This is a genomic window from Streptomyces sp. NPDC036822 (assembly GCF_055609145.1).
Genome location: NZ_JBVJPY010000011.1, coordinates 170,058 through 182,492 on the forward strand (window position 1 = coordinate 170,058; position 12,435 = coordinate 182,492).

The following is a 12,435-nucleotide window of genomic DNA, read 5'->3' on the forward strand; positions in this document are numbered from 1 at the left end:
GCGGGGGCGTCAATAGCTGATGAGGCGTCAGAAAAGGCTGACCCCCGCCAGCCATCCGCCGTCGATCACGAACGGCTGTCCCGTGATGTACGACGAGTCCTCCCCGGTCAGGAAGAGCGCCAGCGCCGCGACCTCCTCCGGCCGGCCGATCCGACCCAGCGGTACGAGCGTGCGGTACAGCTCGGCCGTCGCCGCCGGGTCCACGCCCTCCGGATTGCTCATGGGGGTGTCGATGGCGCCCGGGCAGACGGCGTTGACCCGGATCCCCGAGGACGCCAGCTCCAGGGCCGCGACCCGGGTCAGGCCGAGGACCGCGTGCTTGGTCGCGGCGTAGGCCCCGACGCCCGCCATCCCCGTCAGGCCGGTGTAGGAGGCGGTGTTCACGATCGTCCCGCCGCCCGCCGCCGCGATCTCGGGGGCGACGGTCCGTATCCCCAGGAAGCAGCCGACCTGGTTGACGGAGACGATCCGCTGGAACTCCTCGAGCGGGGTGGAGACCAGCTCGTTGAAGCGGAGGATGCCGGCGTTGTTCACCAGTGCGTCGATCCGCCCGAAGCGGTCCCGGGCGGCGGCGACCGCGTCCGCCCAGTCCTCCTCGCTCGTCACGTCCAGGTGGACGTAGGCCGCCCGCTCCTGACCCAGCTCCTTGGCGAGCGCCTCGCCGGGGCCGTCCAGGACGTCCCCGAGGACGACCCGCGCCCCCTCGGCGGCGAAGAGCCGCGCCTCCTGCTCACCCTGCCCGCGCGCGGCGCCCGTGATGACGGCGACGCGTCCGTCCAGCTTGCCCATGTGCGGTCTCCTCAGGTCAGGTGGGGGGCGACGTCGGCGGCGAAGGCCGCCATCTGGTCGGTGAGTTCGCTCCGGCAGCGGGAGCGGAAGCGGACCTGGATCTGGTGCACGCCCATCGCGCCGTACGCGTTCAGCGACTCGGCGAGGGCCTCCGGCCGGCCCGTCAGGGTGCGCCGGCCGACGTCCCAGCCCGCCGTGCCGACGTAGAGGGGCTCGACGATCGCCCCGACGGTGAGCGGGGTCTCGATCCCGACCTCCTCGCGCAGGCGCGTGAGCCGGGCGATCAGGGCGGGGAGCTTGCCTCGGGGGTCGCCCTGGGGCAGCCAGCCGTCCCCCCGGAGGGCGGCCCGGCGCACGGCGGCCGGCGAGGAGCCGCCGACCCACACCGGGACCCGCTCCTGGGCGGGCCGGGGCAGCTGCCCCAGGTCCTTGAAGGCGAACCGCTCGCCGGTGTGCTCCGGGTACTCCTCCGGTCCGAGGGCCGCCCGGAGCGCGTCGATCGTCTCGTCGAGCAGCGGACCGCGCCCCGCGAAGTCCGCCCCGACCGCCTCGAACTCCTCCTGGACGTGCCCGGCCCCGACCCCGAGCACCAGCCGTCCGCCGGAGAGGTGGTCGAGGGTCGCGTACGCCTTGGCGGTCACCAGCGGGTGGCGCAGGCCGACGACGGCGACGTGGGAGAGCAGCCGGACGCGCTCGGTGGCCGCGGCGAGGAAGGAGAGCGTGGCGACCGGGTCGTACCAGACCGTGCTCATCGGACCGGCGAGCCGGCGCGGGATCGCGACGTGGTCGCAGCTCGCGATGTAGTCGAAGCCGGTCCGGTCGGCGACGCGGGCGATCTCCACCAGGTCGGCGGGGCCGGCGGCGGCCTCCCACGGCTCGGCGTAGAGGGTGCTCTGCGACTGGACCGGGAGCTGCATTCCGTAGACGACCATGGGGACCCCTTAACTGACACACCGTCAGGAAACGAAGGGGCCCCATCGTCGTCGCTGACGCTCCATCAGACAAGGGTCGTGCCGACGCGGTCCGGTCAGGGGCGCCAGAGCCCGTCCGCCGTCAGGCCGAGCAGCTCGATCGCGTTGCCGCGCACGATCCGCTCGACGACGTCCGGCGCGAGGTGACCCATCTGGGCCTCGCCGACCTCCCGGGACTTGGGCCAGGTGGAGTCCGAGTGGGGATAGTCCGTCTCGTAGAGGACGTTCCCCACCCCGATCGCGTCGAGGTTCCGCAGCCCGAAGGCGTCGTCGAAGAAGCAGCCGTAGACGTGCTCGGCGAAGAGCTCCGACGGCGGGCGCAGCACCTTCTCGGCGACGCCGCCCCAGCCGCGGTTCTCCTCCCACACCACGTCGGCGCGTTCGAGGATGTAGGGGATCCAGCCGATCTGCCCCTCCGCGTACATCACCCGGAGGTTCGGGAAGCGCTCGAACTTGCCGCTCATCAGCCAGTCGACCATCGAGAAGCAGCAGTTGGCGAAGGTGATCGTGGAGCCGACGGCGGGCGGGGCGTCGGCGGAGGTGGACGGCATCCGGCTGGACGAGCCGATGTGCATCGCGACGACCGTCCCGGTCTCGTCGCACGCGCGCAGGAAAGGGTCCCAGTCGTCGGTGTGGACCGACGGCAGCCCGAGGTGCGGCGGGATCTCGGAGAAGGCGACGGCGCGCACGCCCCGGGCGGCGTTGCGGCGGACCTCGGCGGCGGCCAGTTCCGCGTCCCAGAGCGGGATCAGCGTGAGGGGTATGAGCCGGCCCCGGGCCTCCGGGCCGCACCACTCCTCGACCATCCAGTCGTTGTAGGCCCGCACCCCGAGGAGGCCGAGCTCCCGGTCGCTCGCCTCGGTGAACGTCTGCCCGCAGAAGCGCGGGAAGGTGGGGAAGCAGAGCGCGGACTGGACGTGGTTCACGTCCATGTCGGCGAGGCGGTCGGGCACGGAGTAGGACCCCGGCCGCATCTGCTCGTAGGTGATCACTTCGAGCCTGATCTCGTCGCGGTCGTAGCCGACGGCGGTGTCGAGGCGGGTGAGCGGCCGGTGCAGGTCCTCGTACACCCACCAGTCGCCGATCGGTCCTTCGTCGCCCTTGGCGCCCATGACGGGCGCGAACCTCCCGCCGAGGAAGGTCATTTCCTTCAGCGGGGCGCGGACGATCCGGGGGCCCGAGTCGCGGTACCGGGACGGGAGCCGGTCCCGCCAGACGTGCGGGGGCTCCACGGTGTGGTCGTCCACCGAGATGATCCTGGGGAAGGTCTCCATGGCCTCACGGTAGCGCCCATCTGACGGTCCGTCAGCTAGTCTGGGCGCGCATCCTTTGGCGGGACTTGTGCAGACAGTCACCCGATGCTGACGCGCTCGCTCCGGACAAGGCAGACTGTCCAGGGCGAAACCAGCGGCACGGCAGGGGGAGCTATGGACCGTGAGAACGGCCCGCGAGTTCCGGAGCAGCGGGCTCCGTCGACAGGTGGTTCCGACGACGTCGGTGGCGACCTGCGCTTCGGCGTGCTCGGCCCGGTCCGCGCCTGGCGGGCCGGAGAAGCACTTCCCTCCGGGTCGCCGCAGCAGCGCGCGCTGCTCGCGGCGCTGCTGCTGCGCGACGGGCGCACGGCCACGGCAGGCGAGCTGATCGACGCCATCTGGGGGGACGAGCCGCCCTCCCAGGCGCTGGCGGCGGTACGGACGTACGCCTCGCGGCTGCGCAAGGTCCTGCCCGCCGGGGTCCTGGTCAGCGAGTCCGGCGGGTACGCCGTCCGCACCCACCACGCTGCCCTCGACCTGAACGTGGCCGGGGACCTGGCCGCCGAGGCCGAGAAGCTCCGGACGGCCGGGGACCGCTGCGGGGCCCGGGCCCTGATCGACAAGTCCCTCGGCCTGTGGGACGGCGAGGCGCTGGCCTCCGTCCCCGGCCCGTACGCCGAGACCCAGCGCACCCGGCTGGAGGAGTGGCGCCTCCAGCTCCTGGAGACCCGGCTCGACACGGACCTGGAGGTCGGCGCCCACGCGGAGGCCGTCTCCGAACTGACCGCGCTCACCGCCGCGCACCCGCTGCGGGAGCGGCTGCGCGAGCTGCTCATGCTCGCGCTCTACCGCAGCGGACGGCAGGCGGAGGCGCTGGCCGTCTACGCGGACACCCGCCGGCTCCTCGCCGACGAACTGGGGGTCGACCCGAACCCCGAGCTGTCCCGGCTCCAGCAGCGGATCCTCCGGGCGGACGCCGAACTGGCCCGCCCGGTCGAGGAGCCGGCCCCGGCGCCCACCGTCGCCCGGCCCGCGCAGCTCCCCGCCACGGTGCCGGACTTCACCGGCCGCGCCTCCTTCGTACGGGAGCTGGGCGACCGGCTCGCCACGGCCGAGGGCTCGGTGATGGCCGTGTCGGCGCTCGCGGGCATCGGTGGCGTCGGCAAGACGACCCTGGCCGTGCACGTCGCACACGAGGCCCGCCCGCACTTCCCCGACGGCCAGCTCTACGTCGACCTCCAGGGCGCGGGCGCGCGGGCGGCGGCCCCGGAGACCGTCCTGGCCGCGTTCCTGCGGGCCCTGGGCACGCCCGACTCCGCGATCCCGGACTCCCTGGACGAGCGGGCGGCGCTGTACCGCTCGGCGCTCGACGGCCGCCGGATCCTGGTGCTCCTGGACAACGCCAGGGACGCGGCCCAGATCCGCCCCCTGCTGCCGGGCACGGCGGGCTGCGCCGCCCTGGTGACCAGCCGGATCCGGATGGTCGACCTGGCGGGCGCGCACCTGGTGGACCTGGACGTGATGTCCCCGGAGGAGGCGCTCCAGCTCTTCACCCGCATCGTCGGCGCGGAGCGGGTCTCGGCCGAGCGGGAGGCGGCCCTGGACGTCGTCGCCGCCTGCGGCTTCCTGCCCCTCGCCATCCGGATCGCCGCCTCCCGTCTGGCGGCCCGCCGCACCTGGACGGTCGCCGTCCTGGCGGCCAAGCTGGCCGACGAGCGTCGCCGCCTCGACGAGCTGCAGGCGGGCGACCTCGCGGTCAAGGCCACCTTCGAACTCGGCTACGGCCAGCTGGAGCCCGCCCAGGCCCGCGCGTTCCGTCTGCTCGGCCTCGCGGACGGCCCGGACATCTCCCTCGCGGCGGCGGCCGCCGTCCTGGACCTTCCGGCCCGGGACACCGAGGACCTCCTGGAGGCCCTGGTCGACACCTCCCTGCTGGAGTCCGCGGCCCCGGGCCGCTACCGCTACCACGACCTGGTGCGGCTGTACGCGCGGGCCTGCGCGGAGCGGGACCAGGTGTCGCCGGTGGAGCGGGAGCGAGCGCTTTCCCGGCTGCTCGACTTCTACCTGGCGACGGCGGCGAGGGTGTACGCGATCGAGCGGCCGGGAGACCGGACGGTCGCGCACCTGGAGGCCACGCACCACTCGGGTCTGACCTTCTCCGACCCCGCCCAGGCGCTCGACTGGCTGCACGCCGAGGCGGACTGCGTGCTGGCCTGCGCCCAGCAGTCCCTCGCCCGCCCGTACCTGCGCCGCGCGGTGGACCTCCTGATGGCCACGAAGGACCTGGCCGAATCGGGCGTGAACTCGCTGCGGTTCGAGATGGCGGCGGTGGCCGCGCGGGACGCCGCCCGCGCGTTCGGCGACGTCCGTTCCGAGGGCCGGGCCCGCACCACCCTCAGCCAGGTGTACAGCACGGCCGGCAGGTTCGAGGAGGCCGACGAGCAGGCCCGTGCCGCCATGGACGCGGACCGTTCCTGCGCGGACCCCTGGACGTGCTGCAACGCGCTCAACGAGCGGGGCATCCTCGCCCTGTACGAGAACCGTCACGCGGACGCCGAGGAGCACCTGTCGCGGGCGCGGGACGCGTTCCGCGCCGACGGGAACGCGCCGGGAGAGGCGAGCGCCCTGTGCAACCTGTCGCGCGTCCACCTGGCGACGGGCCGGGTCCCCAGCGCCGTCGACCTCGCGAAGCAGGGTCTCGCCATCTACGAACAGGCCGACACCGGGATCGCCTTGCGCGTCGCCAACGGGAAGTACGCGCTCGGCCTGGCCCTGACCGCGTCGGGCCGGACGGCGGAGGCGCGGGGGGTCCTCTCCGAGGCCCTGGGTGTCTTCCAGGACAGCCGCCAGCATCTCTGGCACGGGATGACGCTGTTCCGGCTCGCCGAGGTCCACCTCGCCGACCGCCGGTACGCCGCGGCCGCCGCCCATGCCGAACAGGCGCTGTCGGTCATGCACGGCATCGGCGGGGAGTGGCGCCGCGCGAACGTCCTCACCGTCCTGGGACGAGGGCTCGCGGGGCTCGGCCAGACGGACAGGGCCCGGGCCTGCTGGCACGACGCGCTCACCGTCTTCGATTCCCTCGGTTCACCCGAGGCGGCGGAGGTGCGCGGCCTGCTCCACCCGGCGGCGGTCGCCTGACCCGGAGCGGTCGTTCATCAATCGTTTATCGCCCCACGGCATGCTCGTGTCTGTCGATCCGCCGCGTCGGGGGGCAGACGGAACGACACGCGGCCTCACCGTTAAGGTGATCGGCCCTGGACGTCCGCTCGGCTGTCCACGGGGGAACTGCCGAGCGGGCGTTCCAGCCTCAGCACGCCCCACCACTTCAGGAGCTTCCATGGCCGACAACCTCAAGCCCACCGACTCCCACGCGACGGGCGAGGACATCACCACCCTGGACTCGCACGCCACGGGCGAGCCCATCAAGCCGCTCGACTCGCACGCCACCGGCGAGCCGATCAAGCCGCTCGACTCCCACGCCACGAGCGAGCCCCTCAAGTAGACGAACCGAGCCGGCCCACGGGGGACAGGGAGCCGGCTCTTGCCGGGGGAACGGCCGCGGCGGCGCCATCGGGGGAGCCGCCGGGGCCGTGGAGGTCCGGATGCCGGAACGCGAGCGCTCGGGGGACGCCCGACGGGACCTGGGGGGGACCCGCCGGGTCGGGCGCGGCACGCGGCGACCGGACACGTGGCGGAGGGGCCGGGCATGATGCCCGGCCCCTCCGTCCTGTGCGCGGGAGCGCCGCTCCCGGGATGCCGTGGGGCGCCCGGGCCGGTCGTCCCCCTGGGCCCCTCAGGGGGATCGCCGTCGTCGAAGCCCTCGCCGTGCGCCCGGCTCTCCGTGTCAGCCCGGGTGGGCGACGCGGGCCCGCAGCGCTCCCTTGACCACCTTGCCGGAGGCGTTGCGCGGGAGTTCCGGCACGAACTCGACCTCCCGGGGGACCTTGTAGTTGGCCATCTCCCGGCGCGCCCAGGCGATCAGGTCGTCCCCCGTCACACGCGCCCCCGCCCGCCGGACCGCGAAGGCCTTGCCCACCTCGCCGAGGCGGTGGTCCGGGACGCCGATGACCGCCACGTCGGCGATGTCGGGGTGCAGGCCGAGGAGTTGCTCGATCTCGGCCGGATAGGCGTTGAAGCCGCCGACGATGAACATGTCCTTCACGCGGTCGGTGACGCGCAGGTTGCCCGCCTCGTCGAGGACGCCCACGTCGCCGGTGTGGAGCCAGCCCTCGGCGTCGACGGCCCGGGCCGTCTCCTCCACGTCCTCGAAGTACCCCCGCATGACGTGGTGGCCGCGGACCAGGATCTCCCCCGACTCCGACAGGCGGACCTCCGTGTCCGGGATCGGCCGGCCCGAGGTGGTCGCGATGACGTCGGCCGGATCGCCGCGACGGCACATGGTGACGATGCCGCTCGCCTCGGAGAGGCCGTACGCCGTGAGGACCGTACCGACGCCGAGTTCGCCGCGCAGGCGCTCGACCAGCCGGAGCGGGACGACCGCGGCGCCGGTCACGACGAGCCGCAGCGCCGAGAGGTCGTACGACGAGCGGGACGGGTGGTCCAGGAGGGACTGGTGCAGGGTCGGCGGGCCGGGGAGCACCGAGACGCGTTCGGAGGCGATGTTGGCCAGGACCGTGTCCACGTTGAAGACGGGCTGCGGGATCATGACCGCCCCGCGCATCAGGCAGGCGATGATCCCCGCCTTGTAGCCGAAGGTGTGGAAGAAGGGGTTCACGATCAGATAGCGGTCGCCGGTCCGCAGGCCGGCGAGGTCCGCCCAGACGCCGTAGCAGCGCAGGGTCTGGGCGTGGGTGATCACCGCCCCTTTGGGGGCGCCCGTCGTACCGGAGGTGTAGACGATGTCCGAGGCGGCGGAGGGGTCGACGGCGTCGGCGCGCCGCCGTACGTCCGAGGAGGGTGTGCCGTCGCCGAGCCCCAGGAAGGACTTCCAGGTGAGGTAGTCGTCCGGTGCGGCGTCGCCGAGGACCACCACCGTCTCCAGGTCGGGGAGTTCCACCTCCGCGCGTCGCAGGGAGGCGACGTAGGAGGTGCCCAGGAAGGTGCCGGTGACGAAGAGCAGCTTCGCCCGGGAGCGGGCGAGGACGTAGGCCGCCTCCGTGCCCTTGAAGCGGGTGTTCAGGGGGACGAGGACGGCCCCCGCCGTGACCGCCCCGAGGGCCGAGACGATCCAGTCCAGGGTGTTGGGTGCCCAGACGGCGACCCGGTCGCCCGGCAGGACACCGGACGCCATGCAGGCGGCGGCCGCGCGGTCGACCCGGTCGCCCAGCTCCTCGTACGAGACGCGCGTCCGGCCCTCGACGACCGCTTCCGCGGGTCCGTACCGTTCGGCGGCCGAGCGCACCAGCCTCGGGATCGTTCCCCACTCCAGGTCCCCGCGCATGCGTCATCCTCCCGGCCGCCACTAGCTGACTATCCGTCAGATTAGCTGTAGCCTGACGCGCTGTCAGCAGCTCGCGATCGGGGAGGTTGCAGTGCTCAAGGACGCCACCGCCATCGTCGGAATCGGGCAGACGCCGTTCGCCAGACAGCTCCCCGAATCCGAGAAGACCCTCGCCTGCCGGGCGATCCTCGCCGCGCTCGACGACGCCGGCATCGACCCCTCCGAGGTCGACGCCTTCGCGTCGTACACGATGGAGGAGACGGACGAGGTCGAGGTCGCCAAGGCCATCGGCGCCGGTGACGTCACCTTCTTCGGCAGGATCGGCTTCGGCGGCGGGGGCTCGTGCGCCACCGTCGGCCACCTCGCCGCCGCCATCGCCACCGGCCAGGCCACGGTCGGCGTCGCCTGGCGCTCACGGAAACGCGGCTCGGGACCGAGACCCTGGAAGAACACCTCGGCGCAGCTCCCCACGCCCGGACAGTGGACCCGGCCCTTCGGCCTGCTGCGCCCCTCCGACGAGATCGGCATGCTCGCCCGCCGCTACATGCACGAGTACGGAGCCACCCGGGACCACCTCTTCAACGTCGCTCTCGCCTGCCGCAACCGCGCCAACCAGAACCCGGCGGCGATGATGTACGAACGGCCCCTGACGCGCGAGATGTACATGACCTCCCGCTGGATCAGCGAACCGCTCTGCCTCTTCGACAACTGCCTGGAGACCGACGGGGCGCTGGCCTGCGTCCTCGTCTCCGCCGAACGGGCGCGGGACTGCCGGCGCACGCCGGTCTACGTCCACTCCGTCGCCCAGGGCCTGCCCGCCCAGCACCACGGCATGGTCAACTACTGGAACGACGACCCGCTCACCGGCCCCGCCTGGACCGCCGCCCGGCAGTTGTGGAAGCAGGCCGACTTCGGGCCCCAGGACGTCGACGTCGCCCAGATCTACGACGCCTTCACCCCGCTCATCCCCCTCTCCCTGGAGGGTTACGGCTTCTGCGGAAGGGGCGAGGGAGCCGCCTTCACCGAGGGCGGCGCCCTGGAGATCGGGGGCCGGCTCCCCCTCAACACCGGCGGCGGCGGGCTCTCCGAGGCGTACGTCCACGGCTTCAACCTCATCAACGAAGGCGTGAAGCAGCTGCGCGGCACCTCCACCGCGCAGGTCCCGGACGCCGCCACCTGCCTGGTCACGGCCGGTGAGGGAGTCCCCACCTCCGCCGTTCTCCTGAGGAGCTGATCCGACATGCTCACACCCGTCGTCGACGAGGACGGCGCGCCCTTCTGGGAGTACGCCGCCCGGGGCGAGCTGCGCGTCCAGGCCTGTGCCGCCCCGCACTGCGGCGAGCTCCGCTTCCCGCCCCGGCCGTGCTGCCCGCACTGCCGGTCCTTCCAGAGCGAGTGGCGCCGGATGTCCGGCCGGGGCCGGATCTGGTCGTACGTCCTGCCGCATCCTCCGCTGCTGCCCGACTACGCCGCCCAGGCCCCGTACAACGCCGTCGTCGTCGAACTCGCCGACGCTCCCCGCATCCGCCTCGTCGGCAACGTGGTCGCCGCCCCGGACGCCCCGCTCGACTCGGTCGACCCGGCGCGGCTGCGGATCGGGGCCGCGGTGAGGGTCGCGTTCACCGAGATCGACGGGGTGACCGTGCCGCGCTGGCTGCTGGAGCGCGGATGAGCGTCCGGGTGGAGACGGACGAGGAGTCCGGTGTCGCGGTCGTCACCCTCGACCGGCCCGCCAGGCACAACGCGATCACGGTGGAGATGGCGCGCGAACTCGGCTCGGTGTGGCGGGGGTTCCGCTACGCGGACGAGGTCCGGGCGATCGTCGTGACCGGCGCGGGCGACCGGGCCTTCTGCACCGGTATCGACCGCGCGGCGGCTGCCCAGGTCCCCCAGCCCTCCTCCCCGTACACGATCGACGATCCGCTCGTCGCCGTCGGACCGAAGGCGAACGACCTGTGGAAGCCGGTCGTCGCCGCCGTGGAGGGCATGGCCTGCGGCGGGGCGTTCTACCTCCTGGGCGAGGCGGAGTTCGTCGTCGCCGGCGAGGATGCGGCCTTCTTCGACCCGCACACCACCTACGGCATGGTCAGCGCCTTCGAGACCGTGCACATGGCGCAGAAGATGCCGTTCGGGGAGGTGGCGCGCATGGCGCTGATGGGCACCGCCGAGCGGATCTCGGCCCGGCGTGCGTACGAGACGGGGCTGGTCACCGAGGTCACGGAGACCGGCGGGGCGCTGGCCGCCGCCCGCCGGGCGGCCGCGGTCATCGCCTCGTACCCGACGGAGGCGGTCCAGGGAACGGTCCGGGCCCTCTGGTCGGCGAAGGAGGCCGCCCGCTCCCAGGCCCTCGCCCACGCGCCGCACCTGGTGACGCTCGGCAACCTGCCGCCGGCCCGCCAGGCGGAGCTGTTCACCCGGCGGGCGGACGGCTACCGGCTCCGCTAGACGGCGTCGCGCCGGACCGTGTTCCGCCCGGCCGTGTTCCGCCCGGCCGTGTCGAGGGAGGCGTTCCCGGCCGGACGGGACGCCTCGCGCGCACGGCCTGGGCCGCTACTCCTGCTCGCGGACCGGGCCGACGACGCAGTTCCGCACCTGGCCGACGGCCTTCGGGGTGTCCATCGCCACCTCGAAGGTCTTCGTCTCGCCCGGCTCGACCGTGACCGTCGCGTCGGCGTCGTCGACCTCGTATCCGCCGGCGTCCTCGAACCCGAGCTTCACCCGGAAGGTCTCGGTGAAGGTCTCGCGCGAGGTGATCCGCAGCGTGGCGGTCGTGTCGGCCTTACGGGCCGGCTTGCCCTTGCGCTTCTTCTGCGCGGCCTCGACGCAGTCGACGACCACGACCTCCACCGTGGAGGTGGGGGAGGTCGTGACGGAGGGCGTCGGCTCGGAGGTGTACGTCTCGCCGGAGCCGGAGCCGCTCCCGTCGTAGTCGTCGTTCTTCTTCTTGGAGCTGGAGCAGCCGCCGCCGCTGTCGCCGCTCCCGCCCCCCGAACCGCTCGACCCGCCACGGCCCTTGGCGCTGCTCTTGCCGCCGCTCTTCCCGCTGTGCGCGCTCGTCTGGAAACCCGTCAGCGCGAGCACCACCACCGTGAGCACCGCCGCGAGCCTGAGTCGTCGCCGCACCATCGTCTCTCCTGTCCCCCGTCAAGCCTGTCGTGTCCGCGCCACCCTAACGCCGCGTGGCGGGGCCCCCGCACCCGGCGTAGCGTCGAGACCGGGAGCCGGACCGAAGGAGGCCGATCGATGGTCCGCAACGTCATCGGCTCGATCCTGGCCCTCGCCGGAGCGACGGCCGCCGTCTGGAGCCCCTTCCGTGCCTGGTACGACGGCCGTCACGGCAGCGCCTACCGCGTCCAGGACCTGTTCTCCGGCATCACGGACACGCGCGCCGAGGTTTTCGGCTCGATCCTGCTGCCGTTCGCCTTCGCCGCCCTGGTGACGCTGATCGGTCTGTTCCTGCGCTCGCGCCTGCTGGTGGCGGTCGCCGGGCTGATCACCCTCGGTTTCGCGTTCCTGTGGATGGTCCGGGTCGCCCAGATCGAGGACGGGCTGTCGATCGAGACCGACGGTACGGGCCTGGGGAGCGGAGCCGCCCTCGCTCTGGGAGGCGGGGTGCTGCTCCTCCTGGCCTCGGCGGTGATGTCCGGCCGCAGGCGCTCCCACGCGCTCCGCGTCGACGACCACGGACCACGGTCGCGCGACGACGCGTACGAGGAGCCGCCCCGCCATCCCCACGAAGCGGACGAACCGCGCTGGGACCGGAGCCACCCCGGGCAGCCTGAACCGGAACCGTGGGACCGGCAGGATCCCCAGCAGACGCCGTGGGGCCGGCCGCCCGGCCGGCACCCGGACCAGGGCGGGTATCCCGACCAGGGCGGATATCCGGACCACGGCGGACACCCCGGCCAGGGCGGCCCGTATCCGGACCAGGGCGGGCACGGCCCCTACCCGGAGGAGCCGCCGCCCCCGCGCCCCCGCGGCAGCGGCCCTGAATCCTGAGCCCCCGACCGACCCGCGG

11 protein-coding genes are annotated in these 12,435 nt (G+C 73.4%); 6 read left to right on the forward strand and 5 right to left on the reverse strand.

Features of this window, described 5'->3' with window-relative positions; translation table 11 throughout:
* Positions 1–27: 27 nt before the first annotated feature.
* The 3 genes from ACZ68P_RS24445 to ACZ68P_RS24455 form a co-directional block, all read right to left on the reverse strand.
* Complete coding sequence (locus ACZ68P_RS24445) at positions 28–789, reverse strand: SDR family NAD(P)-dependent oxidoreductase (RefSeq protein WP_471009583.1); 762 nt, start codon at positions 787–789, stop codon at positions 28–30.
* A gap of 11 nt (positions 790–800) precedes the next feature.
* Positions 801–1,721: a TIGR03619 family F420-dependent LLM class oxidoreductase gene (locus ACZ68P_RS24450; RefSeq protein ID WP_471009586.1), complete on the reverse strand. Its 921-nt coding sequence runs from the start codon at positions 1,719–1,721 to the stop codon at positions 801–803.
* Between the two features lie 95 nt (positions 1,722–1,816).
* Positions 1,817–3,034 carry an amidohydrolase family protein gene (locus ACZ68P_RS24455; RefSeq protein ID WP_471009589.1) on the reverse strand — a complete coding sequence of 406 codons (1,218 nt, stop codon included), beginning with the start codon at positions 3,032–3,034 and terminating at the stop codon, positions 1,817–1,819.
* A 153-nt stretch (positions 3,035–3,187) separates the two neighbouring features.
* Here ACZ68P_RS24455 and afsR point away from each other — a divergent pair, with 153 nt between their 5' ends.
* Both afsR and ACZ68P_RS24465 read left to right on the forward strand, forming a co-directional pair.
* Positions 3,188–6,154 carry an SARP-family global regulator AfsR gene (gene afsR / locus ACZ68P_RS24460; protein ID WP_471009592.1) on the forward strand — a complete coding sequence of 989 codons (2,967 nt, stop codon included), beginning with the start codon at positions 3,188–3,190 and terminating at the stop codon, positions 6,152–6,154.
* 199 nt (positions 6,155–6,353) lie between these two features.
* Positions 6,354–6,518, forward strand: a complete 165-nt coding sequence (locus ACZ68P_RS24465; RefSeq protein ID WP_471009594.1) for a hypothetical protein — start codon at positions 6,354–6,356, stop codon at positions 6,516–6,518.
* 342 nt (positions 6,519–6,860) lie between these two features.
* Here the strand turns inward: ACZ68P_RS24465 and ACZ68P_RS24470 are convergent, their stop codons facing one another.
* Entirely contained in the window at positions 6,861–8,417 is a 1,557-nt protein-coding gene (locus ACZ68P_RS24470) for a FadD3 family acyl-CoA ligase (protein ID WP_471009597.1), read from the reverse strand.
* A 91-nt stretch (positions 8,418–8,508) separates the two neighbouring features.
* Between ACZ68P_RS24470 and ACZ68P_RS24475 the strand changes: the two genes are divergently transcribed.
* From ACZ68P_RS24475 to ACZ68P_RS24485, 3 genes are read left to right on the forward strand one after another with little or no spacing between them, the layout of a single operon-like run.
* Positions 8,509–9,651, forward strand: coding sequence for a lipid-transfer protein (locus tag ACZ68P_RS24475; RefSeq protein ID WP_471009600.1), 1,143 nt, complete (start codon positions 8,509–8,511; stop codon positions 9,649–9,651).
* A gap of 6 nt (positions 9,652–9,657) precedes the next feature.
* Entirely contained in the window at positions 9,658–10,089 is a 432-nt protein-coding gene (locus tag ACZ68P_RS24480) for a Zn-ribbon domain-containing OB-fold protein (RefSeq protein WP_471009603.1), read from the forward strand.
* Positions 10,086–10,862, forward strand: a complete 777-nt coding sequence (locus ACZ68P_RS24485; protein WP_471009605.1) for an enoyl-CoA hydratase/isomerase family protein — start codon at positions 10,086–10,088, stop codon at positions 10,860–10,862. Before ACZ68P_RS24480 ends, ACZ68P_RS24485 begins: the two co-directional genes overlap by 4 nt.
* Before the next feature lie 105 nt (positions 10,863–10,967).
* Here ACZ68P_RS24485 and ACZ68P_RS24490 read toward each other — a convergent pair whose 3' ends face one another.
* Entirely contained in the window at positions 10,968–11,543 is a 576-nt protein-coding gene (locus ACZ68P_RS24490) for a hypothetical protein (protein WP_471009608.1), read from the reverse strand.
* Between the two features lie 117 nt (positions 11,544–11,660).
* Here ACZ68P_RS24490 and ACZ68P_RS24495 point away from each other — a divergent pair, with 117 nt between their 5' ends.
* Complete coding sequence (locus ACZ68P_RS24495; protein WP_471009611.1) at positions 11,661–12,416, forward strand: hypothetical protein; 756 nt, start codon at positions 11,661–11,663, stop codon at positions 12,414–12,416.
* Positions 12,417–12,435 lie beyond the last annotated feature (19 nt).

Bases quoted from the DNA above. Each gene is read 5' to 3' on its own strand.
- ACZ68P_RS24450 (WP_471009586.1), bottom strand. From the start codon at position 1,721: ATGGTCGTCTACGGAATGCAGCTCCCGGTCCAGTCGCAGAGCACCCTC.
- ACZ68P_RS24465 (WP_471009594.1), top strand. From the start codon at position 6,354: ATGGCCGACAACCTCAAGCCCACCGACTCCCACGCGACGGGCGAGGAC.
- ACZ68P_RS24455 (WP_471009589.1), bottom strand. From the start codon at position 3,034: ATGGAGACCTTCCCCAGGATCATCTCGGTGGACGACCACACCGTGGAG.
- ACZ68P_RS24470 (WP_471009597.1), bottom strand. From the start codon at position 8,417: ATGCGCGGGGACCTGGAGTGGGGAACGATCCCGAGGCTGGTGCGCTCG.
- afsR (WP_471009592.1), top strand. From the start codon at position 3,188: ATGGACCGTGAGAACGGCCCGCGAGTTCCGGAGCAGCGGGCTCCGTCG.
- ACZ68P_RS24490 (WP_471009608.1), bottom strand. From the start codon at position 11,543: ATGGTGCGGCGACGACTCAGGCTCGCGGCGGTGCTCACGGTGGTGGTG.
- ACZ68P_RS24445 (WP_471009583.1), bottom strand. From the start codon at position 789: ATGGGCAAGCTGGACGGACGCGTCGCCGTCATCACGGGCGCCGCGCGC.
- ACZ68P_RS24495 (WP_471009611.1), top strand. From the start codon at position 11,661: ATGGTCCGCAACGTCATCGGCTCGATCCTGGCCCTCGCCGGAGCGACG.
- ACZ68P_RS24485 (WP_471009605.1), top strand. From the start codon at position 10,086: ATGAGCGTCCGGGTGGAGACGGACGAGGAGTCCGGTGTCGCGGTCGTC.
- ACZ68P_RS24480 (WP_471009603.1), top strand. From the start codon at position 9,658: ATGCTCACACCCGTCGTCGACGAGGACGGCGCGCCCTTCTGGGAGTAC.